Annotated in this window: 28 protein-coding genes and 3 tRNA genes; 10 read left to right on the forward strand and 21 right to left on the reverse strand. The window is 68.5% G+C overall.

Annotated elements, in window-relative coordinates; all coding sequences use genetic code 11:
• Positions 1-49: 49 nt before the first annotated feature.
• Positions 50-223, reverse strand: coding sequence for a hypothetical protein (locus MRBLMX7_RS06905; RefSeq protein WP_200903805.1), 174 nt, complete (start codon positions 221-223; stop codon positions 50-52).
• Positions 224-335: 112 nt separating this feature from the next.
• On the opposite strand from MRBLMX7_RS06905, the gene MRBLMX7_RS06910 reads away from it, so the two are divergent.
• Entirely contained in the window at positions 336-1445 is a 1110-nt protein-coding gene (locus MRBLMX7_RS06910; RefSeq protein WP_363366966.1) for a DUF4192 family protein, read from the forward strand.
• On the opposite strand, the gene lysS is transcribed toward MRBLMX7_RS06910, so the two are convergent.
• The gene (lysS, locus tag MRBLMX7_RS06915; protein WP_363366968.1) at positions 1438-2964 is read right to left on the reverse strand and encodes a lysine--tRNA ligase; all 1527 of its coding nucleotides are present in this window, start codon (positions 2962-2964) and stop codon (positions 1438-1440) included. The two genes, MRBLMX7_RS06910 and lysS, sit on opposite strands and share 8 nt — an antisense overlap.
• Before the next feature lie 122 nt (positions 2965-3086).
• Between lysS and MRBLMX7_RS06920 the strand changes: the two genes are divergently transcribed.
• Positions 3087-4910 carry a DUF2207 domain-containing protein gene (locus MRBLMX7_RS06920; protein WP_363366970.1) on the forward strand — a complete coding sequence of 608 codons (1824 nt, stop codon included), beginning with the start codon at positions 3087-3089 and terminating at the stop codon, positions 4908-4910.
• Between the two features lie 38 nt (positions 4911-4948).
• Here the strand turns inward: MRBLMX7_RS06920 and MRBLMX7_RS06925 are convergent, their stop codons facing one another.
• The 10 genes from MRBLMX7_RS06925 to hpt all read right to left on the reverse strand — a co-directional run bounded on the left by MRBLMX7_RS06925 (position 4949) and on the right by hpt (position 13629).
• Positions 4949-5653, reverse strand: a complete 705-nt coding sequence (locus MRBLMX7_RS06925) for a DUF2520 domain-containing protein (RefSeq protein WP_363366972.1) — start codon at positions 5651-5653, stop codon at positions 4949-4951.
• Positions 5646-7544, reverse strand: coding sequence for a PH domain-containing protein (locus MRBLMX7_RS06930; protein ID WP_363366973.1), 1899 nt, complete (start codon positions 7542-7544; stop codon positions 5646-5648). The genes MRBLMX7_RS06925 and MRBLMX7_RS06930 overlap by 8 nt, the downstream gene beginning before the upstream one ends.
• A complete protein-coding gene (locus tag MRBLMX7_RS06935; protein WP_363366975.1) occupies positions 7541-8137 on the reverse strand; it encodes a PH domain-containing protein in 597 nt (198 codons plus the stop codon). The genes MRBLMX7_RS06930 and MRBLMX7_RS06935 overlap by 4 nt, the downstream gene beginning before the upstream one ends.
• Entirely contained in the window at positions 8073-8570 is a 498-nt protein-coding gene (locus tag MRBLMX7_RS06940) for a DUF3180 domain-containing protein (RefSeq protein WP_363366977.1), read from the reverse strand. The genes MRBLMX7_RS06935 and MRBLMX7_RS06940 overlap by 65 nt, the downstream gene beginning before the upstream one ends.
• Positions 8570-9124, reverse strand: coding sequence for a 2-amino-4-hydroxy-6-hydroxymethyldihydropteridine diphosphokinase (gene folK / locus MRBLMX7_RS06945; protein ID WP_363366979.1), 555 nt, complete (start codon positions 9122-9124; stop codon positions 8570-8572). The genes MRBLMX7_RS06940 and folK overlap by 1 nt, the downstream gene beginning before the upstream one ends.
• Entirely contained in the window at positions 9121-9513 is a 393-nt protein-coding gene (gene folB, locus MRBLMX7_RS06950; protein WP_363366981.1) for a dihydroneopterin aldolase, read from the reverse strand. Before folB ends, folK begins: the two co-directional genes overlap by 4 nt.
• Before the next feature lie 3 nt (positions 9514-9516).
• Positions 9517-10317: a dihydropteroate synthase gene (folP, locus tag MRBLMX7_RS06955; RefSeq protein ID WP_363366983.1), complete on the reverse strand. Its 801-nt coding sequence runs from the start codon at positions 10315-10317 to the stop codon at positions 9517-9519.
• The gene (gene folE / locus MRBLMX7_RS06960; RefSeq protein WP_050721925.1) at positions 10314-10916 is read right to left on the reverse strand and encodes a GTP cyclohydrolase I; all 603 of its coding nucleotides are present in this window, start codon (positions 10914-10916) and stop codon (positions 10314-10316) included. The genes folP and folE overlap by 4 nt, the downstream gene beginning before the upstream one ends.
• Positions 10917-10918: 2 nt before the next feature.
• A complete protein-coding gene (gene ftsH, locus MRBLMX7_RS06965) occupies positions 10919-12919 on the reverse strand; it encodes an ATP-dependent zinc metalloprotease FtsH (RefSeq protein WP_050721926.1) in 2001 nt (666 codons plus the stop codon).
• 158 nt (positions 12920-13077) lie between these two features.
• Positions 13078-13629 carry a hypoxanthine phosphoribosyltransferase gene (gene hpt, locus MRBLMX7_RS06970; protein WP_050721927.1) on the reverse strand — a complete coding sequence of 184 codons (552 nt, stop codon included), beginning with the start codon at positions 13627-13629 and terminating at the stop codon, positions 13078-13080.
• 129 nt (positions 13630-13758) lie between these two features.
• On the opposite strand from hpt, the gene MRBLMX7_RS06975 reads away from it, so the two are divergent.
• Positions 13759-14337 carry a DUF937 domain-containing protein gene (locus tag MRBLMX7_RS06975; protein ID WP_363366987.1) on the forward strand — a complete coding sequence of 193 codons (579 nt, stop codon included), beginning with the start codon at positions 13759-13761 and terminating at the stop codon, positions 14335-14337.
• Between the two features lie 16 nt (positions 14338-14353).
• On the opposite strand, the gene tilS is transcribed toward MRBLMX7_RS06975, so the two are convergent.
• Positions 14354-15337 (reverse strand): tRNA lysidine(34) synthetase TilS, encoded by a 984-nt coding sequence (tilS, locus tag MRBLMX7_RS06980; RefSeq protein ID WP_363366989.1) that lies wholly within the window; start codon positions 15335-15337, stop codon positions 14354-14356.
• A gap of 66 nt (positions 15338-15403) precedes the next feature.
• On the opposite strand from tilS, the gene MRBLMX7_RS06985 reads away from it, so the two are divergent.
• Together MRBLMX7_RS06985 and MRBLMX7_RS06990 are read left to right on the forward strand one after the other, a co-directional pair.
• Complete coding sequence (locus MRBLMX7_RS06985) at positions 15404-16036, forward strand: TMEM175 family protein (RefSeq protein ID WP_363366991.1); 633 nt, start codon at positions 15404-15406, stop codon at positions 16034-16036.
• A gap of 43 nt (positions 16037-16079) precedes the next feature.
• A complete protein-coding gene (locus tag MRBLMX7_RS06990) occupies positions 16080-16571 on the forward strand; it encodes an inorganic diphosphatase (RefSeq protein WP_017204665.1) in 492 nt (163 codons plus the stop codon).
• A gap of 80 nt (positions 16572-16651) precedes the next feature.
• On the opposite strand, the gene MRBLMX7_RS06995 is transcribed toward MRBLMX7_RS06990, so the two are convergent.
• A complete protein-coding gene (locus tag MRBLMX7_RS06995) occupies positions 16652-18025 on the reverse strand; it encodes a M23 family metallopeptidase (protein ID WP_363366993.1) in 1374 nt (457 codons plus the stop codon).
• A gap of 210 nt (positions 18026-18235) precedes the next feature.
• Between MRBLMX7_RS06995 and MRBLMX7_RS07000 the strand changes: the two genes are divergently transcribed.
• From MRBLMX7_RS07000 to MRBLMX7_RS07020, 5 genes are all read left to right on the forward strand, one after another.
• Positions 18236-18308, forward strand: a tRNA-Glu gene (locus tag MRBLMX7_RS07000).
• 29 nt (positions 18309-18337) lie between these two features.
• Positions 18338-18411 (forward strand) — tRNA-Asp (locus tag MRBLMX7_RS07005).
• Positions 18412-18479: 68 nt separating this feature from the next.
• Positions 18480-18552 (forward strand) — tRNA-Phe (locus MRBLMX7_RS07010).
• Between the two features lie 268 nt (positions 18553-18820).
• The gene (locus tag MRBLMX7_RS07015) at positions 18821-18973 is read left to right on the forward strand and encodes a hypothetical protein (protein ID WP_363366995.1); all 153 of its coding nucleotides are present in this window, start codon (positions 18821-18823) and stop codon (positions 18971-18973) included.
• A 108-nt stretch (positions 18974-19081) separates the two neighbouring features.
• Entirely contained in the window at positions 19082-19696 is a 615-nt protein-coding gene (locus MRBLMX7_RS07020) for a type IV toxin-antitoxin system AbiEi family antitoxin domain-containing protein (RefSeq protein WP_363366997.1), read from the forward strand.
• Here MRBLMX7_RS07020 and MRBLMX7_RS07025 read toward each other — a convergent pair.
• From MRBLMX7_RS07025 to MRBLMX7_RS07055, 7 genes are all read right to left on the reverse strand, one after another.
• Positions 19693-20226, reverse strand: coding sequence for a hypothetical protein (locus tag MRBLMX7_RS07025; RefSeq protein WP_363366999.1), 534 nt, complete (start codon positions 20224-20226; stop codon positions 19693-19695). The genes MRBLMX7_RS07020 and MRBLMX7_RS07025 overlap by 4 nt on opposite strands.
• A gap of 192 nt (positions 20227-20418) precedes the next feature.
• Positions 20419-21324 carry a hypothetical protein gene (locus tag MRBLMX7_RS07030; RefSeq protein WP_363367001.1) on the reverse strand — a complete coding sequence of 302 codons (906 nt, stop codon included), beginning with the start codon at positions 21322-21324 and terminating at the stop codon, positions 20419-20421.
• Positions 21321-22481: a tyrosine-type recombinase/integrase gene (locus tag MRBLMX7_RS07035; protein ID WP_363367003.1), complete on the reverse strand. Its 1161-nt coding sequence runs from the start codon at positions 22479-22481 to the stop codon at positions 21321-21323. The genes MRBLMX7_RS07030 and MRBLMX7_RS07035 overlap by 4 nt, the downstream gene beginning before the upstream one ends.
• Positions 22453-22692, reverse strand: a complete 240-nt coding sequence (locus MRBLMX7_RS07040) for a helix-turn-helix transcriptional regulator (RefSeq protein ID WP_363367005.1) — start codon at positions 22690-22692, stop codon at positions 22453-22455. The genes MRBLMX7_RS07035 and MRBLMX7_RS07040 overlap by 29 nt, the downstream gene beginning before the upstream one ends.
• Positions 22676-23989 (reverse strand): replication initiator, encoded by a 1314-nt coding sequence (locus MRBLMX7_RS07045; RefSeq protein ID WP_363367007.1) that lies wholly within the window; start codon positions 23987-23989, stop codon positions 22676-22678. The genes MRBLMX7_RS07040 and MRBLMX7_RS07045 overlap by 17 nt, the downstream gene beginning before the upstream one ends.
• Before the next feature lie 43 nt (positions 23990-24032).
• The gene (locus MRBLMX7_RS07050) at positions 24033-24434 is read right to left on the reverse strand and encodes a hypothetical protein (RefSeq protein ID WP_363367009.1); all 402 of its coding nucleotides are present in this window, start codon (positions 24432-24434) and stop codon (positions 24033-24035) included.
• A complete protein-coding gene (locus MRBLMX7_RS07055; RefSeq protein ID WP_363367011.1) occupies positions 24431-25756 on the reverse strand; it encodes an FtsK/SpoIIIE domain-containing protein in 1326 nt (441 codons plus the stop codon). Before MRBLMX7_RS07055 ends, MRBLMX7_RS07050 begins: the two co-directional genes overlap by 4 nt.
• Positions 25757-25759: the final 3 nt, after the last annotated feature.

A 25759-nucleotide genomic window follows, 5' to 3' on the forward strand; every position in this document is an offset into this window, starting at 1 on the left:
GTCCGCCCCGGCAGCTTGGCTACACAGTAGCCGATGGCACCGACGTCGCTCAGGAACGGGGCGGCAGGCCGCGCGCTGCGCGCTCTTCGGCCTCGATACGGGCGTGGACCTTGCGCTCCGTGCGGTCGAATCGCAGGATGCTGCGGATCACGAAGAAGAACACCACGCTCACGCCGATGGTCGGCAGGATCGACCAGGCGACGGCGAGCCAGAAATTCTCCATGCTTCCATGGTACGCGAGCGACTCCCCCTCCACATTCGTCCGTTCCCAGGGATTCCGGCGTCTGCCTGTGGAAACGCGACGACGGGGCGACCGACCCGACGACACTCGCGGGATGACTACCGTTCTCCGTGCCTCCGGCTCCGCCGAGTTCCTCGGCATCGTCCCGTCCCTCGTGGGCTTCACGCCCGTCGAGAGCCTCGTGCTGCTGCCCTTCCATGCCTCGCGCACCACCGGCGCCATGCGCCTCGACCTTCCACGCGACGAGATCGACCTCGTCGAGTACGCCGACACCGCGATCGCGCTCGTCGCCAGAGTGGAGCGGACGGATGCCGTCGCCGTGGTCGTCTACACCGACGACGAGCCGGTCCGTACGCCCGACGGCATCGTGCTCCCGCTCGCCGTCGAGGTGGAGGCGGTGCTCGGGTGCGCGATCGACGCGGGACTCCGGATCGTCGACGCCCTGTGCGTGACACCGTCCGGCTGGGCGGGCTACCTCGACGAGGAGCCGGAGCTCGGCGATCTCGACGACCTCGACGGCGTCGCTATGCCGGACATGGGCGACGTCTCCGGCGATCAGGTCTCGGGCGTCGGGCTGCCGACGGTCGATCTCGGCCGAACCGAGAGGGTGGGCAGGACCCTGCGCGACATCACCGCCATGATCGACGGGGCAGGCGGCCCGGAGCTCCGCGACGCCGACCCGCCGACGATCGGGGCAGTCCTGCTGTTGAAGGACATCCCTGCCCTCTTCGAGTCCGTCCTCGCGGCCCCCGAGGATCTGCCTGCCCATGCCGTCGCGGCGCTGCTGTGGTGCCTCGACAGGCCGCTGTTCCGCGACGTCGCCCTGGCCCAGTGGGGTTCCGACCTGGCCGGCGGGCTCCGCACGCTGGATGCCCAGCTCGCGTTCGCCGCCTCTGGTGCGCGCATCCCCGACGACATCGGCGATGTGTTCCTGGGGCGGGGCGCGCAGCCCGACACCGAACGGCTGCGGCGAGCGCTCCTGGTCGCACGCGCGGCGGCGGCCTCAGCCCCGCGCGCATCCCGTCCGGCACCGCTCACGGCCGCCGCGTGGCTGTCGTGGGCGCTGGGCCGCTCCAGTCACGCCGCGTGCTACCTCGAACTGGTGCGGGACATCGATCCGCGGTACGGACTCGCCGAGCTCCTCGACACCATGATGAGCGTCGCGGTGCTCCCCGAATGGGCGTTCCGCCGTGCGACTACTTGACCAGCGGGAAGAGGATCGTCTCGCGGATGCCGAGACCCGTGATCGCCATGAGCAGGCGGTCGATCCCCATCCCCATGCCTCCGGACGGCGGCATGCCGTGCTCGAGAGCACGCAGGAACTCCTCGTCGACGGGCATCGCCTCGACGTCTCCGCGCGCAGCGAGCTTCGCCTGCTCGACGAAGCGCTCGCGCTGGATGACGGGGTCGACGAGCTCGGAGTATCCGGTCGCGAGCTCGAAACCGCGGATGTACAGGTCCCACTTCTCCACGACGCCCGCGATCGAGCGGTGCTCGCGTACGAGAGGCGAGGTGTCGACGGGGAAGTCCATCACGAACGTCGGGCGCACGAGGCCGGGCTTGACGAAGTGCTCCCACAGCTCCTCGACGAGCTTGCCGTGCGTGGCCTGCGCCGGCAGGTCGACGTCGTTCTCCTCCGCGAACGCGATGAGGTCCTCGACCGAGTCCTCCGGCGTGACCGCGCGACCGGAGGCCGCGGACAGGGAGTCGTACATCGAGATGCGATCCCACTCGCCGCCCAGGTCGTACTCCGTGCCGTCGGCCCACGTGACCGTCGTCGACCCGGCAACCGCGATCGCGGCCTGCTGCACGAGCTCCTGGGTCAGCTGCGCCATCTGGTGGTAGTCGCCGTAGGCCTGGTACGCCTCGAGCATCGCGAACTCGGGGCTGTGCGTCGAGTCGGCTCCCTCGTTGCGGAAGTTGCGGTTGATCTCGAACACGCGCTCGATCCCGCCCACGACAGCGCGCTTGAGGTAGAGCTCCGGCGCGATCCGCAGGTAGAGCTCCGTGTCGAAGGCGTTGGAGTGCGTGATGAACGGCCGGGCCGACGCACCGCCGTGCTGCACCTGCAGCATCGGGGTCTCGACCTCGAGGTAGTCGTGGGAGCCGAACGTCGCGCGCAGGCTCGCGTTGACCGCGGCGCGGGCGCGCACGGTCGTGCGGGCCTGCTCGCGCACGATGAGGTCGAGATAGCGGCTGCGCACTCGTCCCTCCTCGCTGAGCTCCGAGTAGGCGTTCGGGAGCGGCAGGATCGCCTTCGCCGCGATGGCCCAGTCATCGGCCATGATCGACAGCTCGCCGCGGCGGCTCGAGATGACCTCGCCGTGCACGAACACGTGGTCGCCGAGGTCGACGTACTCCTTCCAGTCGGCCAGCGAGTCCTCGCCGACGTTCGCGAGGGAGATCATCGCCTGGATGCGGGAGCCGTCGCCCGACTGCAGCGTCGCGAAGCACAGCTTGCCGGTGTTGCGACTGAACACCACGCGGCCGGCCACGCCGACCAGGACGCCGGTCTCGGCCCCCGCCTCGAGGTCTCCGTACTCCGCGCGGACGGCAGGGATGCTGTGGGTCACCGGAACAGCGACGGGGAACGCCCCGCCACCGGCATCCGTCCGCCTGGCGATCAGACGCTCGCGCTTGGCGAGGCGCACGGCCTTCTGCTCGTGGACGTCCTCTTCGGCGGCGTCGGTGGGCTGCTCGGGCGCGGCGGACGCGTCAGTCATTCGGGGCTCCTTGGAAAGTCGCCTCCAGTCTACCGAGCGCGCGGGAGCCGCCCTGCGGGTCCCGATCGAGACTCCCCGCCCTGGACTCTCGGCTCGGGAAGGCGACTCTGTAGCCTCGAAGCATGGCAGCCCTCCGACTCGCCCCTGCACTCGCATCGATCGGCATCGCGCTCGCCGCCGTCACTCCGGCGATCGGCGGCACTCCGGAATCGGCGAGCGCGGTCGCGGCGGACGCCGATTCCGACGCGAACGACTTCTCCTATGCATCCTGGGACGCACGCTACGACGTCGGCCTCGATGACGAGGGTCGCGCGCACATGCGGGTGACGGAGACGCTGACCGCGCGCTTCCCGGATACGGATCAGAATCGCGGGATCGTGCGCGGGGTGCCGACGAGCTACGAGAACGCCTGGGTCGACGCCCGGATCCTGTCGGTCACCGATCAGGACGGCGCCTCCGTCCCCTACGAGACCGATGAAGACGACGGAGTGCTCTACGTGCTCACCGGCGACGACGACTATGTGCACGGGCTCACCACGTACGTGATCGAGTATGAGATGCGCGACGTCATGCTCGCCGCCGACACCGGTGTGGACGAGTTCTACTGGGACCTCCTGCCGCTCGACAGCACCCAGCCGATCGAGCAGTTCCGCGCCGACGTCGTGTTCGACGAGCAGTTGACCGACCGCCTGACCGGAGACTCCCGCTGCTACATCGGCGTCTCGGGATCGACGGACGAGTGCACGCTGTCGAACTCGGCCGATGGCGGCGCCTTCACGGTCGAAGAGAGCGACCTCGCCCCCGGCGAAGGCGTCACGGTCGCGGTCGGCTTCGCCGGCGGCACCGTGACGCAGCCCACCTCGCGTCAGCCAGACCCCGTGACCGATACGGTGCCGGCCATCGCCGCGGTCGGGGCTGCGGCACTGTCGGTCGGCAGCTGGTTCGGCGTCGGCGCGTTCCGCAGGTCGCGGCGTCGATCGAGCGGGATCGTCGTCGCGCAGTACGACGTGCCCGACTCGATGCCTCCCCTCCTCGCCGCAGCGATCATCCCAGGCGCGCGCACCCCGGTCCCCTCCGAGATCGTGCACCTCGCCGTGCGCGGAACCCTGCGCATCGAAGAGGTCGCAGATGACGAGCAGCCGCGGCTGCGACGGCTTCCGGGCGCGAGGGTGCCCGATCAGCTCGACGCCGAGGCGCTCGATGCCCTGTTCGCGGATGCGGATGCCGAGGGCGTGGTCGAGCTGCCCGCGGACAGCGAGACGTTCGCCGCGCGCATGTCCGCGCTGAGCGCGAGCGGAGTCGCCGCGGCCACGACGCGCGGTCTCACGACCAAGGCGCGGAGCGGAGTGGCTATCGCCCTGCAGTGGTGCGCCATCGCGGTCGCGCTCGCCGGATTCGGCATCGGACTGTTCGGCGTCATCGCGGGGCGGGTCACGGCGATCCCCGCGTTCGTCGCGATCGCCTTCGGCCTCTTCCTCGTGCTGCTGTCGAGCTTCTACGGCTTCTCGAAGCACACGGTGCTCACGGCCGACGGTGCGCGGGAGCTCGAATACCTCCTCGGCGTGAAGGAGTTCATCCGCGTCGCCGAGGCCGACCGGCTGCGCATGCTGCAGTCGTACACGGGCGCGGAGCGCCGCCAGGACGGCAGCGCGAACGTGGTCGTCGTCTACGAGCGGCTGCTCCCTTACGCGATGCTCTTCGGCATGGAGAACGAGTGGGGCGCCGTGCTCGAACGCGCCTACGCGACCGAGCAGCGCGGTGCCACCTGGATCGGCGACCCCGCTTCGCCGTTCGTCTACGGCCACCTCGCCGCGTTCGCGGCCACCTCGAACCAGTCCGCCACGTACACGGCGCCGAGCGCGAGCACCTCCTCGAGCACCGGAGGATCGTTCGGTGGCGGTTTCTCGGGCGGCGGAGGCGGCGGCGGGTTCTCCGGCGGTCGCTGAACCATGGCAGCCCCTCCACCCGCCGGCGGATGAGGTCGTCAGAGCAGCGGCGGCGGGGCCGAGGCCTCGCGCAGCGCGCGCTCCACCGTGGACTGCACGAGGGCGGAGAGGAACCCGCCGGCGTTCTCGACGCCGATCTCCGACAGCCGAGCCGTGGACTGCGCGATGATCGAGCGGGAGAACTCGGTCGCGGTCTGGATCGCGTCCGCGTAGGCTGCGCGATCCGCCTCCGCGATGACCACCGGCTCGCAGCCCATCTCGACGGCGAGCGCCTGCGCGATCGGCAGCACGGCTGCCGGGGCGGTCACGGCGGCGTAGCCCACCTGAAGCTGTCGCAGATCGATCGACGTCCCCGTGAACGTGATCGCGGGATGCACCGCCAACGGGATCGCCCCGCGCTCCGCGGCCGGACGCAGCACCTCGATCCCGTACGCCGGGTCGGTGTGCAGCACCAGCTGACCGATCTGCCAGCCGCCGACCTCGGCGATGCCCGCCACGAGGCCGGGCAGCTGGTCGTGCGGTACGGCCAGCACGACCAGCTCGCTGCGGCGCACGACGTCGAGAGGTTCGAGGACCGGGACGTCCGGGAGCACCGCCGACGCTCGGTCGTCATCCGAGCCGGTCGTGATGCCGGTCACGGCATGTCCGGCGCCCGCCAGTGCGGCCCCGATCACGGGCCCGACACGTCCGGCGCCGATGATGCCGACACCGAGACGCCCATCACGCGTCGTCGGGTCAGTCACGAGGCGGAGCAGGAGGAACGGACGGCGGAGCCGCAGGCGGCGCCGGCGGAACGGACGGCGGAGCCGCTGGCGGCGCCGGAGGCGCAGACGGCATGGAAGAAGTCGGCAGCGCAGAGTCCTCCGACCACGCGGGCGGCGCGGGCGGCCCCGCATCCGCTTCCCCGGCATCCGGTGTCGCACTCGCCGCGTACTGCCCCCAACGATGCGAGTGATCGGCCTCAGCCGCAGCGGCAGCCGCGGCCGTCACACCGTCGATCAGGAAGCGCGCGTCCGGCATCTCGAGTCCGGCCAGATAACCGGTGATGGCACCCTGCACGGAGTGGATCTGCGCCCCCGAGACGCGCTGCGCGCGGTCGATGGGCCCCTGCGAGAGCGAGACGCCCTGCAGGCGGGCGAGCGGGAAGATCGCGAGCTTGCGCCATACGATCCCGCGCCGCAGCAGCAGGCCGAAATCGGTCAGGTAGTACCCCTGACGCTTCCACGACAACGGGCGCCGCCACCACGCGCGGCGCGGCATCCGCACATAGGGATCGCCGTCGATCGGGCCGAGGATCCCGTGGTCCCAGACGACCGGGAGATCGGCGGCCGGGGCGTCGGGCAGGATCAGCCCCAGCACGCGTTCGACATCGGCGCGCTTGCCCACCGGCAGCACGACGTTGAACTGCTGGGCGGAACCGGACTGCTGCTGCGCCGCGCTCTTGCCGCTCATGCGGTTGATGCGGACCGTCCACCATCCGAACGGTCGCCACAGCAGCGACTGCGTCACCTCGACCGCGAAGATGCGCCCGGGAGGAAGAGTCTCGGTCACGGTGGTGAGCAGACCGTACGTGATGCGCACGCCGTCGGGAGTCGGCGCGATCGAGTAGCGCAGCGACTTCGAGATCTGCGCCCAGGTGATACCGATCACGGCGATCACGAGCGGGATGCCCATGCCGAGCCCGAGGCCGAGGCCGATCACGCTGCCCAGCGGCTCGCCGTCGAGCAGCGACCCGATCAGGATCCCGCCGATCGCGACGAGGAAGATCAGCCCGAAGAACACGATCCACAGGACGCTCGAGATGAGCTGCGACCCCACCAGGCGACCGGTGGGGATCTTGACGACGCTCTCGGGTTCGACGTCGGCGAGGTCGACGCCGGAGATCAGATCGTTGACCCCGTCGTTCATGGTGCCGACGAGCTGCGCACGAGCCGATCCGGGTGCGGCGGGACCCGCGGCCCCCGGGCCCACTGCCCCGGCATCGACGGAGGATGCACCGCCGCGGGCTCCCCCCGTCGCGGACTGCCGGGCTGCGCGAGCGCCGGAGGCGAGGCGCAGGATGTCGGCCCGCACCGACTCGGCTCGCGGCGTCGCCAGATACTCGAGCTCGACGTTCGAGTCGTTCCCGGCGCCCACGACCTCGAGCTTCGCGAGACCGATGATGCGCGCGGGGAACGGGCGCGTGAGGTTCACACCCTGCACGCGATCGAGCGGCGCGCGACGATGCGAGCGGAAGATGATGCCCTTGCGCACCTCGACGTGGTCGCCCGTGATGCGGAACTGCTGGAAGCGCCAGACGAACCAGAAGATCCCGACGAGCACCACGGCGAGCGCGAGTACGCCCAGCAGCACCACGAGGATCAGGTTGTTCGCGAGCACCCACTCGACGGGGTCGCCGCCGTACTGGTCGTAGTGCGCCTCCTCGGGAGTGAAGAGGTCGACGAACCAGGCGATGAGACGATCGCGCAGGTTCGCGATCGCGATGCCGGCGACGATGATGAGCGCCAGCCCGCCCTTGAAGAGCGGGGTGAGCGGATGCATCCGATGCCAGTCGCCGTCGGCGAGAGTCGACGACTCCCCCGAGGGACGCGGCGTCGTGGCCGCAGGAGGCGGCGGCAGCTGCGGCTCGCTCACAGGCCGGTCCGGCGGGTCTCGGCGACCTCGATCAGGGTGTCCCGGAGCGTCTCGGCCGCACCCTGCGTGAGACCGGGGATCTGCACACCGGTCGTGGCTGCGGCCGTGACCATCTTGAGCTGCGTGACGCCGAACGCGCGGTCGAGCGGACCCTGCGTGATGTCGACGAGCTGCATGCGGCCGTAGGGCACGGCGATCATGCGCTGCCAGAGGATGCCCTTGCGGAACACGATGTCGTCGTCGCGCAGCATGTATCCGATCGCACGCGCCTGCCGCGGGAGGATCACGAGCGTGATGAGCACCACCACGGCGATCGCGCCCGCCGGGATCCATGCCCAGGTCTGATGCAGCACCATCGCGAGGACCACGGCGACCGCGGCGACGAACACGAGGAAGAGAAGGTTCTGGACGATCTGCGACACCACGTAGCGCGGCGAGATCTGGTGCCAGGTGCCGTCGAGCTCCAGGCGCGCCTCACTGCGCACGGTGCGGAGCTGCGTGTACGTGCCCTGGTCGAGGGCGCCGAGGTCAGTGACCTCCGCCGAGTTCAGCGGGGCCGGGGTCGTCGGCTCGGTCTCTGGGTTCTGAGTCATCAGGATCCTTCGGCAGTGTGCAGAACTGTTCGGCGATGAGCGCGGCGACCACGAGCACGATCGCGCTCCCGATCAGCGCCAGCATCGCCACAGTCGACCCTACCGGGGGATCGATGGGGCGGGACAGGAGGAACACCAGGAGACCCGCGCCGAAGCCCGCCATGATCGCGCCCAGGAGGCTGGAGGCGCGGGCGAGCGTCACCGCGCGCGTGGCGCGGAAGGGATCGATGCGGATGCCGGAGCGCACGCTCGCACGCACCGGCCACGCCACCGCGAACGACGCGGCGCCGATCAGCAGCAGCAGAAGCGGCAGCAGCAGCGACGGCGTGAAGGTGACGCGGCCCATCGCCGTCAGCGCATGGTCGAGCAGATAGCCCGCTCCGCCCCCGAGCAGCGCCAGCACGACCAGGAGGCCGATCGAGGTGCGGCGCATCAGTCGCCCCGACCATCCCGGTCGCTCGTGTCGCGCAGGGCCGCCGCGAGGTCGGCGACCCTGCCATGCCCCGGGAGCACGGCGTCGCGATCGAGGTCGAGCCACGGGTCGAGCACGAACAGTCTCTCTGCCGCGCGGGGATGCGGGAGCAGCATGCGCTCGTCGTCGGAGGACTCGTCGCCGTAGGCGATCAGGTCGAGATCGAGGGTTCGATCGCCCCAGCGCACGTGGCGCTCGCGACCGTGCTCCTGCTCGATCGCGTGCAGCATGCCCAGAAGCACCGACGGCGCGAGGCGGGTCGTCACGATCGCGACGGCGTTGACGTACCCGGGCGCATCCGGGTCGGGGCCGTCGAGCGTGAGGGCGACGGTCTCGTGCAGCGGAGACAGGCGCACCTCCGACACGAGGGGCAGCCGGGCGATGCGGGCGGCCGCCTCGCGGATCGTCTCCTCGCGGTCCCCGAGGTTCGCTCCGAAGGCGACGACCGCCTGAGTGTCCTCTCGGCCCGGATGCGGTCCGGGCAGCTGCGGAGGCTGGGCGAGGTTGCGGCTCATGAGGAGAACTCCACGGCGGTGTAGGGCTGCGCGCGGTGCACGGTGACCGCGACGTCCGAGAACGTGAGGGCGATAGGAGCGTGCGGCTTGTGCACCGTCACGGTGACGGAGTGCACGCGCTGATCATCGAGGGCGACATCGGCGATGCGCGCGGCGAGAGTCTCGATGAGGTTCACCGGCTCCCCCGCCACCACGGCCGCGACCTTCTCGGCGAGCTCCCCGTAATGCACGGTGTCGACCACGTCGTCGGATGCCGCGGCATCGCGCAACGGCATCCGCACGGTCAGGTCGATCGTGAACTCCTGCCCGTTCGCGCGCTCGTGGTCGTAGACGCCGTGGCGACCGAACACCGTGAGCCCGGTGAGCACGATCTCGTCGAGGAAGTCCATGGTCTAACCCTCCCAGGCCTGGGCGATCACGATGGCGTCGCGCGTCGCCGCGACGTCGTGCACGCGCACGGCCCACACCCCGGCCCGCACGGCCAGTGCGCTGGTGACCGCGGTCGCGAGGTCGCGGCGCTTCTCGGTGACGGTGGCGGGATCGGCGTCGAGCGTCTCGGCGAGGAACCGCTTGCGAGAGGTTCCGATCAGCACGCGGGGCCCGAGCGCGACGATCTCGTCGAGGCCCGAGAGCACTCCCCAGTTCTGGCCGCCCCGCTTGGAGAATCCGATGCCGGGATCGACGATCAGCCGCGACGGCGCGATGCCGGCTGCCGCGGCCTCGCCCATCCGTGCCTTCAGCTCGCCCGCGACCTCGCGCGCGGCGCGCCGGTACTGGGCGTGCGCGTACATGTCGTCGGAGAAGTCGCGCCAGTGGCCGATCGCGTAGTCCGCGCCCGACGCCGCGACGGCAGCGCGCATTTCGGGGTCGGCGAGGCCGCCGGAGACGTCGTTGACGATGCGCGCGCCCGCGCGCACTGCGGCGTCGGCCGTCGAGGCGTTGAGGGTGTCGATGCTGACGGGAGCACCGGCCGAGACGAGCTGTTCGATCACGGGGAGAACGCGCTGCTGCTCGATCTCGGGTCCCACCCGCTCTGCCCCCGGTCGGGTGGACTCTCCGCCGACGTCGAGCACCGTGGCGCCCTCCTCGCGCAGTCGCAGCCCGTGGGCGACCGCCCGATCGACGTCCAGATAGCGTCCGCCGTCGCTGAACGAGTCCGGCGTCACGTTGACGATGCCCCAGATCGCGGTCATGCGTGCAGACCTCCCGGCGATGCACCGATCAGCGCGATGAGCTCGGCCCTCGCAGCGGTGTCGGTGTACTCCCCGCGCGCGGCGATCGTGAGCGTCGACGCCTCGGGCTGGCGTCCGCCGCGCATCGTGACGCATCCGTGGCTCGCGTCGAGCACGACGAGCACCCCGCGGGTGTCGAGGCTCTCGGCGATCGTGTCGGCGATCTGCTCGCCCAAGCGCTCCTGCACCTGCGGTCTGGTCGCGAGGGTCTCCACGACGCGGACGAGCGCACCGAGGCCGACGACCTGCTCTCCCGGGAGGTAGGCGATGTGCGCGCGTCCGGCGAAGGGCAGCAGGTGGTGTTCGCACACCGATCGGAAGCGGATGTCGCGCAGCAGCACCGCGCCGGAGGGAAGGGTGTCCGGGGCAGGACCGCGAGAGACGCTGATCGTGTGTGCGAGGGGTGCCGCGGCATCCTCTCCCACTCCGGCGAAGAACTCGGAATACAGCTCCGCCATGCGCGACGGCGTCTGGCGCAGACCCGGCCGGTCCGGGTCCTCCCCGATCGCCTCGAGGAGCTCACGGGTGAGCCGCTCGACGCGCGCGCGGTCGACCGCCACGATCAGGCCGTCGCGGGTCGGGCCTGACCGGCTCCCGCCGCTCCGGGCTGCGTGCGCGGGGCGACCTGCGGCTCCTCGACGGAGGCCGCGACCGGGATGACCTTCTTGGGGACCTCGATCGGCGGCTGCTCCGAGACGGGGCGCTCGTCGCTGGAGAGCCAGAGGGGGCGCTCGGGCAGCTTCTTGACCTCGGAGAAGATCTCGGCGATCTGGTTGTGGTCGAGGGTCTCCTCCTCGAGCAGAGCGAGAGCGAGCCGGTCGAGGATCTCGCGGTTGTCGCTGATGACCTCGTACGCCTCGTTGTGCGCCTGCTCGATCAGCGCGCGCACCTCCGTGTCGACACGCTCGGCGATCGTCTCGGAGTATTCGCGGCCACGACCCATGTCCCGGCCGGCGAACGGCTCGCCACCCTCGGAGCCCAGCTTGACGGGGCCGAGCTCGGTCGTCATGCCGTACTCGAGCACCATCTTGCGGGCGATCGAGGTCGCCTTCTCGATGTCGTTCGACGCACCGGTCGTCGGGTCGTGGAACACGATCTCCTCGGCCACACGACCACCCATGGCGTAGGCGAGCTGGTCCTGCAGCTCGTTGCGGGTGACGGAGTACTTGTCGTCGAGCGGCAGCACCATCGTGTAGCCGAGCGCCTTGCCTCGCGGCAGGATCGTGATCTTGGTCACGGGGTCGGTGTAGTTCATGGCCGCAGCGGCGAGCGCGTGCCCGCCCTCGTGATAGGCGGTGATGAGCTTCTCGCGGTCCTTCATGACGCGCGTGCGCCGCTGGGGACCTGCGATGACCCGGTCGATCGCCTCGTCGAGCGCACGGTTGTCGACGAGCTGGGCGTTCGAGCGCGCCGTGAGCAGAGCGGCCTCGTTGAGCACGTTCGCGAGGTCGGCGCCGGTGAAGCCGGGGGTCTTGCGCGCGACGACCTCGAGGTCGACGCTCTTGGACAGGGGCTTGCCCTTGCTGTGCACCTCGAGGATCTTCTGGCGGCCCTTGAGGTCGGGCGCGTCGACGCCGATCTGCCGGTCGAAGCGACCGGGGCGCAGGAGCGCGGGGTCCAGGATGTCGGGGCGGTTCGTCGCCGCGATCACGATGACGTTCGCGTTGGGGTCGAAGCCGTCCATCTCGACGAGCATCTGGTTGAGGGTCTGCTCGCGCTCGTCGTTGCCGCCGCCCATGCCGGCGCCGCGGTGACGTCCGACGGCGTCGATCTCGTCGATGAAGATGATCGCCGGGGCGTTCTCCTTGGCCTGCGTGAACAGGTCGCGGACGCGGGAGGCGCCGACGCCGACGAACATCTCGACGAAGTCCGAGCCGGAGATCGAGTAGAAGGGTGCTCCGGCCTCACCGGCGACGGCGCGGGCGAGCAGCGTCTTGCCGGTTCCGGGAGGGCCGTACAGCAGCACGCCCTTCGGGATGCGCGCGCCGATGGCCTGGAACTTCGCCGGATCCTGCAGGAACTCCTTGATCTCGTGGAGCTCTTCGATCGCCTCGTCGGCACCGGCGACGTCCGCGAAGGTGACGGTCGGCGTCTCCTTGCTGACGAGCTTGGCCTTGGACTTGCCGAACTGCATGACCTTGCCGCCGCCGCCTTGCATCGACGAGAGCAGCCACCAGAACAGCAGTCCGAGCAGCACGAGCGGGAGGAGGAGCGAGAGGATGCCGTCGAACCAGGATGCACGCGGGACGCTGTCGTTGAAGCCGTCCTTGGGATCGGCGGCATTGATCGCCGTCACGACCTCGTCGGCGCGAGCCTCGACGTAGTAGAACTGGACGTTCTCGGAGCCCTCGAACGGCTTGGAGAGCGTCATGTCCACGCGCTGGTCGCCGTCGGTGGTCACGACCTCGGTCACGGTCTCGCCCTTGAGGAGCTCGAGCCCCTCCTGGGTCGTGATCTGCTTCGGCGCGCCGAGGTTCGAGATCAGCAGGAATCCGCCGAACAGCAGCAGACCGATCAGGGCGACGTAGATCAGCGGGTTCCGCGTGAGCTTCTTGACATCCATGGTCGGATCAGCGTATCGCGCACGGGCTAGGGGACCGCTGTGCGTTCACCCACGGCGTACCCGTAGCCCCGCCTCGCTCCCCACCCCGCTATTTCTGCCGTTTGACGCAAACCGGCGTCCGGTTTGCGTCAAACGGCAGAAATAGACGGGTTTGAGGGTCAGGAGTACACGTGCGGGGCGAGCACCGCCACGTCGCGCAGGTTGCGGTAGCGCTCGGCGTAGTCGAGCCCGTAGCCGACGACGAACTCGACGGGGATGTCGAACCCGACATACTTGCAGTCGATCTCGACCTTCGCCGCCTCGGGCTTGCGCAGCAGCGCGAGCACCTCGATCGACTCGGCGCCTCGCGACTCGAAGTTCTCGAGCAGCCAGCTGAGGGTCAGACCCGAGTCGATGATGTCCTCGACGATCAGCACGTGCTTGCCGTGCAGGTCGGTGTCGAGGTCCTTGCGGATCTGCACGACGCCGCTGGACTTCGTGCTGGCTCCGTAGCTCGACACCGCCATCCAGTCCATCGGCGCGTGGAACGGCAGGGCTCGGGCGAAGTCGGCCATCACCATGACCGCGCCCTTGAGCACGCCGACGAGGACGAGGTCCTTGCCCGCGTAGTCCTCCGCCACCCGGGCAGCGAGCTCGTCGAGCTTCGCGACGATCTCCTCCTCGGTGACGAGGATCTGTGCAAGGTCGTCCTGGATCTCCGCGGCGCGCATGGATCGATTTTAGGCGACGCGATCGGATGCTCTCGCCTCCGGAACCCAGGATCGCTCCCCGCCGCGCGGGACCGCGCACTACTGTGAGCGGTGAGAGGGGCGGTCGCGCCCACCGACGGAAGGAATCCCATGGCTCTCGACGACATCCTGAAGCAGGTCCCGATCGACGACATCGCCGCCAAGCTGGGCGTCTCTGCCGACGAGGCGAAGGCCGCGGTCGAGCAGGGCGGCGCGGTGCTTCTCGGCGGGCTCGCGAAGAACGCCTCGACCTCCGAGGGGTCGTCGGCGATCGAGAACGCGCTGAAACGGCACGAGGGCACGGGCGGCGCGGCGAAGGTCGACGACATCGACCAGGCCGACGGCGGCAAGATCGTCTCGCACATCCTCGGCTCCGATGAGAAGGAGGTCACCCAGAAGCTCACGGAGTCGAAGGCGACCGCGGGCATCGACTTCGGCAAGCTGCTCCCGATCCTCGCTCCGATCGTCATGGGGCTCATCGCGAACGCGAACAAGGGCAAGCAGTCGGATGCCGGTCAGGCGCAGTCCGGCGGCGGCATCGGCGACGTGATCGGCGGCCTTCTGGGCGGTGGGGACTCGAAGTCGGGCGGCGGCATCGGCGACCTGCTCGGCGGAGTCCTCGGCGGCGGCTCGAACTCCGGCGGCGGCATCGGCGACCTGCTCGGCGGCCTGTTCGGCGGAAAGAAGTAGGGTCTCTCGAACCACCTCAACGTGCGGTGAAGACGATGCGTCCGCCGAGTCGTGCGGCGGAGCATCCGGGCAGGTCGATCGGGCCCTGACCCGCCCACTCGGTCGCCAGCCGCGCGACCTCGAGCGTCTGTACCCGCGTCAGACTCGCACCGAACTCGCTGTCGACCACGAGGCGGATGATGCGGTTGCGCAGAGCGGCCGGATTCGCGGCGAGGGCCGCCGCGCTGACTGAGATGCCCGCCTCGGCGTGCTCGACGATGTCCTCGATCGTCTCGTGGATCATCTCCTCGAACGCCTCGGCGTCCTCGCGCAGCTGCTCGGCCGTCCGCGCGAGCGCCTCGGCGACGCCGGGCCCCATCTCGGCCTCGAGCACCGGCAGCGCGCGCTCGCGGACGCGCACCCGGGCGAAGCGGTCGTCGAGGTTGTGGGGGTCGTCCCACACCGCTAAATCGGATGCCGCGCAGAAGGCCCGCGTGGTCGCGCGACGCACTCCCAGCAGCGGCCGGACCCACCGCAGACCGTCCTCGTCCTCGCGCGAGGGTGCCATCCCCTGCAGGCTCGTCGCTCCGGCGCCGCGCGCGAGTCCGAGCAGCACGGTCTCGGCCTGGTCGTCGAGCGTGTGCCCGAGGAGCACCGCGACGGCTCCACCGGCCGCATCGCGCAGGGCGGCGTAACGGGCGGCACGGGCCGCAGCCTCGATACCGTCCGCCCCGCGCTCGACCTCGACACGGACCACGCGGGCGGTCATGCCGAGATCGCCGGCGATCTGCGCGGCGCGCTGCGCCACGGCATCCGATCCGACCTGCAGTCCGTGGTCGACGGTCAGGGCCTCGGCGCGGAGGCCGAGCTTCGGCGCCTCGAACGCGACGGCTGCGGCGAGCGCAAGCGAGTCGGCGCCCCCGGAGAGCGCGACGACGACGGTCGACTCGGCGGGCAGGTCGGCGAGCGCGGTGCGCACGGCCAGACGGATCTCGGCGATGGCGGGAGGGAGCGAGGGCACGCCTCCACGCTAGATCACGGCACGCGCCTCTCGCGCAGTGGCGTCGATGCGTCCTAGTCTGGCGCCGTGGCAGAAGACTCCTCCCGGTTCCGACCCGAGCGATTCAAGGCGTTCGTCGACGCGGTCGTCGCGATCGCCATGACGCTGCTGATCCTGCCCCTCATGGAGGCCGTCACGGAGGCGGCGAAAGGCACACTGACGACGGCAGAGTTCTTCTCGGAGCACTCGGGACAGCTGCTGAGCTTCGCGCTGAGCTTCGTCCTGATCGCGACCTTCTGGATCGGCCACCACAACCAGTACCGCGACGTCGAGTGGATGACCGGGCCGCTGCTGTGGATCAACATCGCCTGGATGCTGACGATCGTATGGCTGCCCGTGCCCACTGCGATGATCGGCCAGATGGACACGGACGCGCTGCAGACCGTCGTGTACATCGGCACCCTGATCCTCACGCAGGTCACGACCCTGGCCGCGTGGCTCTATCTGCAGCGCAACCCGGAGCTCACCACAGCGACGCCGTCGACCCTGCGGGCGGGGGTGATCGGCGACCTGTCGGCCATCGTCCTGTTCGCGCTCGCCCTCGCGATCGCGTTGCTGCTCCCCGACCACAGCTACGCCGGCCTGTTCCTGCTGCTCGCCACGGGGCTGGTCACCCGGGTGCTGAACCGGGTCGCGGCACGGCGCGAAGCGCACGGGTAGGCTGGTCGGCGGCATCCACCCGTCATTTCTGAGGAGCACACGCATGGGCGCACACGACGCCGTCATCGAGATCCCGCGCGGCAGCCGCGTGAAGTACGAGGTCGACCACGAGACCGGGCGAGTGCACCTCGACCGCGTGCTCTACACGACCTTCGGCTACCCCGCCGACTACGGCTACTTCGACAACACGCTCGGCGAGGACGGCGACCCGCTCGACGTGCTCGTGCTGCTCGACCACGCCATCTACCCGGGCGTCGTCGTCGAGGTGCGCCCCGTCGCCGTGCTCAAGATGAGCGACGAGGCCGGCGGCGACGACAAGCTCGTGGCCGTGCTGTCGAAGGACCCGCGCTGGGCGCACATCCAGGACATCGACGACATCGCCGAGTACACGAAGAAGGAGATCGCGCACTTCTTCGAGCACTACAAGGACCTCGAGCCCAACAAGTGGGTCAAGGTCGACGAGTGGGGGAACGCCGCCGAGGCGCAGCGCATCCTCGACGAGGCGATCGTCCGCTTCGGCGAGCAGGGTCACTGACCTCACGCCGTCGGCATCGACGCAGAAGACCCCCGGATCCGCTCAGCGACCGGGGGTCTTGTGCGTGTGCGCCGGGGCGATCAGACCGAGATGCCGCGATCGGCGAGGAACGTGATGGGGTTCGTGTAGGCGCCGCCGATGTACACCTCGAAGTGCAGGTGGCATCCGACCGAAGCACCCGTGTTGCCGGCGTACGCGATGACCTGACCAGAGTTGACGTACTGCCCGCGACGCACCGCGAAGCCGCCGTCGCGGATGTGCGCGTAGCCGCTGGCGACGCCGTTGCCGTGCTGGATGCGGATGTAGTTGCCGTAGTTGCCGTTCGGGCCCGCGTAGTCGACCGTGCCGGACTGGGCCGCGTAGATCGCCGCACCGCATCCGTTCGCCAGGTCGACGCCGTAGTGGTAGCCCGAGCACGCGGCACACGGCTTGGGGCGCGGTCCGAAGCCTGCGCTCCGGTGGCCGCCGTGCGGGCGCACCCAGCCGCCCGTTCCGGCGCTCCCGCCGGTGCCTCCACCGCCACCGCCGCCGTTGTTGGCTGCGGCGGCTGCCGCTGCCGCCTCCGCGGCTTCGCGCTGCCGGCGCTGCTCCTCGGCGACGCGCACGCCCTCCTGGTACCCGGCGACCGTGGTGGCGGTCTGGTCCTTGAGGGCGGCGAGCTGCGCCTGCATCGTGGCGAGGTTCGCGGTCTGCTCGTCGAGAGCATCCTGCGCGGCCTCAGCGGCCTGCTGCGCGGCGATCATCTTCTGCTCGGCGACCTGCTGCAGACGGTCGCGCTCGGTCTTCGCGACGACGGCCTGGTCGCTCAGCGACTGAGCGGAGTTGCGTGCGGCCACCGCCTTGTCGTACATCGTCTGGTTGTACTGGTAGACCTTGTCCATCGAGCCGAGGCGCGAGAGCAGGTCGTCGGCGTTGTCGGCCGACCCCGAGAAGAAGAGCTCCAGGGCGGTGTCGTCACCACCGTTGCGGTACAGCTGCGCGGCGAGCTGCGCCGCCTTCTTCGTGGCCTCGTCGGCCACGACCGCCTGCGCGTCGGCCTGCGCCTGCAGGGCATCCGCTGTCGCGATCGCGTCGAAGTAGGCCTGCTGCGCCTCGAAGTACTCCTGGCCCGCAGCCTCCGCTGCGGCCTGCGTCTCGGCGACCTTCTGCGTGAGCGAGTTGATGAGGCCCTCGATGCGCGTGATCTCGGCGGCCTTCGCAGCCTCGTTGCCCTTGGCACGCTGCACGTCGTCCCAGCTGGGATACGTGGCGGCGTACGCGGCGGAGGTGGAAGCGCCGATGCCGAAGGCGCTGAGCGCGACGACGCCGAGGGCGCCCATGCCGAGCCCGAGCGCACCGCGGCGACTGAGCGGACCACGGGGCCACAGAGCGCGACTCTCGGCCGGCGTCGGAGCGCAGCCGCAGTCGTCGGATGCCGCGAGGGCAGCATCCTTCGTGGGGAGATTGTCGTTCACTCGGCCCCTTCCGCCGGTTTCACACTTGTCACAGTAACAACAACTTTCACATCCGCAACAGGGGTGAAGGCAGCGTTCTCGCGCTCGACCCTCCCCATCCTGACCCTGAACACGCCCGGGAGTCGGGCAGGCGCGCCCTCGATTCGCAATTTCGCCGACGCATCCCTTATGCTTGAGCGTCGGCAAGGAAGTCCCCCGGGACGAACCTTCGGCCCCATCGTTTAGCGGCCTAGGACGCCGCCCTTTCACGGCGGTAGCACGGGTTCGAATCCCGTTGGGGTCACTCCATCCGATACAATTGAAAACAAGTATGGCCCTGTAGCGCAGTTGGTTAGCGTGCCGCCCTGTCACGGCGGAGGTCGCGGGTTCAAGTCCCGTCAGGGTCGCTCTGAGCGATGGGTCCTTTTTTCGGAGAGGGCCTTTCGTCTAGATGCGACAGGTTCGCCGGTCGCACGGCTCTGTAGCTCAGTTGGTAGAGCGCACGACTGAAAATCGTGAGGTCACGGGATCGACGCCCGTCGGAGCCACAAGGACCGTCATTACAACGGTCCCAGAAACCCTCGCCTAGCTTCTACATGGCGGGGGTTTTGCTTTGGGCTGGTGAGGGGAGGTTTTCGCCTCCCGTCGAGGGACGGACGGAGCTAGACGAAACGGGCTTCCCATCCTCGAACGAGAGCGAGCGGGGCGAGACGAAACGCGTTCCCTGAGGCGTTGTGCCGGTTTTGTGCCGGTAGGGAGCCGCCAACGACACTCGTCCGCCCGGTAGCGTAGCGTTGCAACGGAGGAGGCGATCGCATGGACGCCAGTGTGAACTGGGATCGCAACGCCACGCTGGCAGCGCTCGAGGACCAGGAGATCGCTGCAATTCTGCACGAGCGTCGCAACATGGACGCTGAGCCTCTTCGCGACATCGCGGCCCGCTTCGGAGTCGACCTCAACGCCCTGTGAGGTCAACTCGTCGCGAGCGCCTTCTCGGCACATGTAACTCCACGCGAGTCGAAACCCCAGCGACGACCGCGTGCAGCATTTGTAATCAATCTGGTGTACAAATGCTGCATGGCAGGCTCCACGATCGCGAAGCTCGGTGCGATCGCCGCAGAGCGCTGGGGCATGGTCACGACCGCGCAGGCGGCCAACGCCGGCATCTCTCGCAAGACACTCTCGAGCCTCACTGCTGCCGGCGCCCTCGAACGTCTCGCGCAGGGCGTCTACCGCATGGCCGGCGCACCGGAGGCCGCGCTGGAGATCGACACCATCAGAGTTCACTGGCTCGCTCTCGGCGGCACGGCATCCGTGATCGCATCGGGAAAGTCGGCAGCGGCGCTGCACGAGATCGGCGACTGGTTCCCTGGAGCATCCGAGTTCGTCGCCGCCACTCGACGGACCACGAGGATCGACGGAGTTCGAATCCGTGTCCGATCACTGGCGACCGAAGACATCGTGTTCGTGGACGGTATGCCGTCCATGACCGTCGAGCGGACGATCGCGGACCTCGTCGAATCGCGGGAAGACCTATCTCTCGTGTCCGATGCCGTCGCGCAGGCAATTCAACGAGGGACTCTGCTGCGCCCGAATCGCCTGAACGAGATGCTCGAACCACTGGCCCACCGATACCGGGAGCCGTCGGGGGCCGCGCTCATGGAGCGACTCAGTGAAGCGGTGCCAAGCTAGTCGCCTGGCGTCGGGTCAGTGACGTCGGCGGCACCGAACAGCAAGCTGTCGACGACCTGGTTGCGCCGGGCCGGCCGCGCGGTGGTGTACCTCAGCAGATCTTCGAAGTGAGAGAACACGACGGCCGCTTCTTCGAACTCTGGTTCGGAACCGTGGACGACTGCTCCGTCGTCTCGCACCGCCAGGTACTCGTATCCGTTGCGAACGGAAAGCAGGATGGGTGCGTGGCGCCTCCAGAAACGGGAGACCGCGACCGCCTCATCATCCGTCGTCGCAGCCTGGATGCTCAGCAGTTCACACTCGTTCCACGCGAACGCCCCCTCCGCGCCGGTCGAGTAGTCGTCGCGGGACAAGAACCACACCGTCTCGTCTGAGCTCGACAGGAGTGAGAACGAGGACACCCAGCGGATCACCGTTTCGGGTGCCGCCCGCAGCGGGGAGGGAACGCCGTTCTCCGTCGACGTCGGCGGCTCAAACGTCCACCCGGCTTCCTGCAAGCTTCCGGCGGCACTTCGGATGAGTTCCGGCATGCACCCAGGCTACCGAGCAGGCTACAAGGCAGACGGTCACCAGGTCGCGCCGGTGTTGGCCCATTCCAGTGTCGACAACTTCGCCTCGATCTTCTCGAGGCCGATGCTCCGAGCAACAGCATTCGATACTCGTCGAGCGCGCCGATCATCAGAACCTGCTTCATGTCACTGACTACGTTCGTCGCTCGCATCTCACTCGCCATCGGAGTCTCCTCCAAGTACTGCCCAGACCCGCTCCCGCATCTCGCTGAGATCGACAGGCTGCCCCGCGAGCTTCTCGAGTAGCTCGTCGAGGCCCCACACGACCATGCGTCCAAACCTGGCGGAGTAGATGCCCACCCGTGCGATGCGGTAAGTATCGGAGCGGTCGAACAGGGCGTATCCGACCAGCTGCAGGAGGTCCTGGATCCGCAAGGTGTCCGATCGTCCGCCTGCCCTCTTGACCTTGTCGCCAAGCCTCGTCTTGAGATCCAAGAGCAGATCACCCGCAATGATGTCGGCGTCCGCAGCGCACAACGCAGATCCGTCGAAGATCGGCCCGATGCGGAACGGCCCCGCGATGTTCGGAATCAGTGCCGTCTCGGCAAGCGTGACGAGAGAGTCCAGCTGGCGGATCGCGTCCTCCGGGGCCAGCTCAAGCAGGTGCATGGCGTCGAATGTGGCGTCCTTAAGCAGCGCAGCCAGCGGTGATCCCCCGGCAAGCCCGATCCTGTATACCTCGGTGAGCAGCGACAGCGCCCACGACGCCCGGAAGACAGTTGAGCGATCCCCGATCGACTGCGCGACCTGAGCTGCCACGATCACTGCGTCGATGTTGGCGAGGTCATTCTCGTCGCCAAGGAAAGCCAACCGTGCGAGGTCAGCACTGTAGGAGTGATCCAGCCGGAACCGTGTGGCGTAGTCAAATGCTCCGCCCAGCGTGCCAGGGTTCGACGATCCGCCCTCAACGCGGAGGGTCGGCCGCGCAGCGCGATACTCGGCCTGGATCAGACGCGTGTTCGGGAACTCCGCGGTCAACAACTGCCGCAGGGGTGAGGTCCGATCGCCGATCGCAGCCGTGAGACTCGTGTACCGGTAGGGGCACACGTTCATGTTCATCGCTTCCCTCTTTCCGTCGCTACTGCTCGGGTTCCGCCCAGCAGGCGGTCAAGTGCACCATTCGCTCGCACGGCGGCATCCGACCGCGCACGGCTGTACTTCTCGGTCACCTGCATCGACGAGTGCCCGAGGATGGCCTGGACGTCGTTCGCTGCTGCCCCCGCGTCGAACAGCAGCGTCGCGAGTGTGTGGCGAAGGTCATGGATGCGCAGATCCGGACGCTCGAGCCTTGATCGCAGCCCATCCCAGTCGACGGCCCGCCGAACATTCGAGGGATTGAGCCGGCCACCCCGAGCACCGGTGAACACCAGCTCATTCCGGCCGAGCCCGTCCAGGCGTCGCACCAGGATCGGGCGCAGCGCAGCCGGAAGCGGAACGGTGCGCTCCTTGTGGCTCTTTGGCGACTGTTCTCTCACCTTGCCGCCTCCCGCCGGCGAGAAGCTCCGCCGCACATTGATGACACCGTGATCAAGATCGACATCACTCACTCGCAATGCGCTGGCCTCTCCCGCGCGCATCCCGGTGTAGACCAACGCTGCGAGGTAGTCGCGATGCGGCCCTTCGCCTACGAAGTCGAGCATCGCCCTGACCTCGGCCGTGTTCAGCGCTCGCGACCGAACACTCTCCGGCCGTTCGGGCCGGGGTCTGCGAGCCAGACGGACAGGGTTCGTGACGATGATCCCCGCTCGTGCCGCACCTTCCAGCAGACGGCTGAGCAGTGCGAGTGCGTCATTTCGAGTCGATGCGGACCCACTCCACTCCGCGATGGCGCCGTCGATGTCCGAGACCGAGATCGTCTCAAGCCTGCGGTGACCGAGCCACGGCTGCACCCGAAGTCGCCATCCGCGTTCGTACGCCGCTTCGGTCGCGGGGCGGATCCCTTCAGTGAGGACCGGCCAGTATCTCGTGTGCCAGGCGTTGAGGGTCATCCCACCTTCGGGGCGCACGGTCAAACGCGCTTCGCTGCGGACCTTCTTTGCCTCTGCAAGTGTCTCGACGAGGAAACTGCGTTCGCGGTCCTCGCCGTTCATCCCGACAGCCCACACGCGTACCTGATACTTGTTCCGATCGGCGCGGTAGCGGATGCCCTCAGGCAGTGGCTTTCGAGTCTTCGGATCGATCCTCGAGCTACGAGAGGACACGAGTGCCTCCAGCATCCAGGAACGCTTCGATCGTCGATGTCCGCCACAGCATGTGCTTGCCCACGTGGGCATCCGGAAATGGCACGCGCGCCTGTCGCCTCAGCGAGTCGAACGTGGAGAGCGGAACGCGGCAGCGCTCGGCGACCTCCCTCCTCGTCATGTACTTGTCGATCTCAACGGACTCGACGTCGGCTCGCTCGTCGACGAGTTCAGTTGCGTTGCGCATCTTTCTCTCCTTTCTTGTCTTCGAAACGGACGCGTCGCCCGTCCCGCCATTCCCGCGCAGCTCGAGCCGCTTCGATCGCGAGCGCCCGGTCACCGTCGGATCGCCATCCCATGCCTGCAAAGCTCCACGAACCGATGACGAGCACTTCTTCGACGTCGTGCCCATCGCTCTGGGCACGCTCGACAATGCGATCGAGTCTCCAGCGCTGACGAGCGTCGCGAAGGGACCCGAGGGTGACGGAGTAGCGACGCGACTTTGAGGAGAAGTGACCTCGAAAGCCGAGCATGTGAGCCCACTTGGACAGCAGCGCGTATGGGCCGTCCGCGTCGCCGGTTTCACCCATCCGAGTCGATAATTCCTTGAGCCTGCGAATGTGCATCCGAGCGCCGGCTCCGCCATCAAGGTCTTCCGTCGCCTTGGTCGCGTACTTCGCGATGTATGCAGCCACGGCCCGGTCGGAGAGCGTTCCGTCGAGCCCGTCGCGCCGCACGATCGGTTGGACGTCGATCTGAGCACCCCATCGCAGCGTGCGTGACTCAGCACCAGACGTGAGCGGCGGCGCGACGTAGGCGACAAGACGTACCGCTGATCGGATAGCGGCACTCAGGTGCACCTCCGTCACCTCGCGCGGAGTGGCTGGGAACTCTTCATCCAGGCTGACACCGTCAAGTCGAATGATCGCGTGGAAATGCACGGCGCCCCGTCGTTGGAACTCCGCGACCTTGGCAAACTGCACCCGTACGATCTCGGCTGCGGCTTTTTGGGTGAGGCCGAGCTCGTGCGCGAGACTGCGACGAAGCTGGATCGTGAACCGTCGCCAGAGCTCTGGAGCGAAGTACTGCCACACGATGTGCGCCTCGTAGTCGTAGCAGTCGTCGCACATCGGGTCGCCGAGCAGCGGATCCCCCGGTTTATGACCACAGCGGCAGCCTCGAGGGCGACCATGCTCGCAGGTGCCATGAATGCGTGAGCGCGAGGTCGAGTGCACCGTGCCGAACGATGGCGCGGTCAGCGTGACGAAGACCATCGGATGCTCGGCGATTCGTTCCGGAACACCCTTCATCCCACCGGCTGCACCCGCCATGATCATGTGCCAGGTGTCGCCCTTGTATTCGTGACTGCAGGACTCGCACCGACGGGATCGCCGGTTGCCGCAGCGGGTGTACGTCAGCCCGTCCGGCTGGGAGGTGCTGCTGAACTCGCTAAGCACTTCGCCGGTTCCGGGATGCAGTGTCGACGACGAACCGGAGAGCCGCACCGGGTTGGAGCAGTATCCGGTTCTCGCCGCGCCGGCCATCCACGAGTCGAACTCCGGGCTCCGCAGTCGGGCTGCGACGGACTCAGCGAGGCTCACCGGTCACCACCATCGTCGGGTTGGCGCAGCCGATCGGGTACACGTTGCCCGCGACGTCGCTCTGAAGCACAGGGCGGCAGACATCTGAGTCCTGGCCGTCCGCTTCCCGCTGGCCCTGCCACTCGAGGATCTCGGCATCCGTGCAGGAGAGGTTCGCCACGCGACCGTACGTAGGCGTGTAGCTGATCATCGCCGAGTCTTCGTAGACGGCCTGAAACGTCTGCTCAGAGCGGTCCCATACGAGCCTCAGGTTGCAGGGAACGGGATTCGTTACCGTCTCCGCGCTGGTCTCGAGTGCGGGGCGCATGGCCGCTCCTATTGCACCGCCGCCGGCAAGCAGAACCAGGCCGGAGAGCACCGCGGTCACGGTGATCGTCGCCTTGTTCATGACTCCTCCTTTGTTTCTGTCGTCTCTCTGTTCCTCCGAGCACGCGCGCGTCGAGGCTTTGGTGCGTCGTCCGCTTCCGGCAGCTCGATCGGACGGGGGTTGGGCGCGAAGTATCCGAGCGCTGCGTCGCGGATCTGCTCGTCTGCGGCGTAGGCTGCGCGCACGCGCTCGGGAGGCGCCCCGTCCTCAGCGAGCACGTAGGCGACGCCGGGTGTCCGCGGCGAGATCTCATGGCACATGGCCCCGGCCGCGACGGCACCGTCCCCCAGCACCATCCCGGTCTCGACGCGGTCGCGAAGGCGCAGCCCAACGGTCTGGGTGAAGAGTCCGCGCGCAGGCAGCGTCTCTTTCCGCGGATCCTGAAGACATGCGAAGAGGATGAAGCCGACTGCCCGCCCTTGCGACGCGAGTGTCGCGATGGCCGCGTTCGCGCGGCGCAGCATCTCGCGGTCCGTTTCATATGCCGTGAGGGCAGCCAACTCGTCGATGAGTACGACGACCGTCGGGCTCTCGGCGGTTGCGGTGTGCTGACGTGTAACTCCAGCGAGGTCTCGAGCACGCGCCTGCATTACCTGTACGGCTTCTTCGAGCAGCGCCACCGAGTGAGCAGCATCCGACGCGAACCGCGTGAGCAGGTCGCGGCCCATCGCGAGTTCCATGCCGCCCTTGCGATCGATACCCCAGACCTCGACAAGGCCGGAGTGGATCGGCTGCACAAGACCGAGGAGGAGGCCCCACACCAGAGAGGCCTTACCGCTCCCCGAGGACCCGGCGACCAGCGTGTGAGGGCCAAGCGGCAGGCGCCACTCCTCTCCCCCATCCGTGATGCCCATGAGAACGGATGCCCCGTCCCAAGTGCCGCCCAGCGGAAAGCTGAAAGGCTCGGCGAGAGCGTCGACGTAGTCGATCCGCAGCGCAAGCTCGCTTAGGTATTCGCCCGAGACGGTAACCCGTACTGCGTTGAATGCCTGCGCAATGCGGTTCGACGCTGCGACGAGGTCTTCACGCGCCAGCCCAGCCGGCATCGACACGGGCAGGATGCACGTGTCCCCGTGCCATGTCGGCCGGCCCGCGCCCGTGACGAGCTTCTGCCCGCTGTAGGTCCTGACCTCGAGCCCGAGCTGAACAGCGAGGGATGGCCAGACGCTGACCATCCAGTTAGCCATCTGGGATTGCCAGCGGTCGCGCTCCAGTGTGGCGAAGCGACGACTCGCGATCGCTCGGCGAAGCACCACGACTCCGATCGCGACAACGAGCAGCCAGTTGATGAGCTGTCCGACGAACGGGATCGCGCTGAACATCGTGAGCACCACGATGAGCACCAG

The sequence above is a fragment of the Microbacterium sp. LMX7-1.2 genome (assembly GCF_040675935.1).
GTDB lineage: Bacteria > Actinomycetota > Actinomycetes > Actinomycetales > Microbacteriaceae > Microbacterium.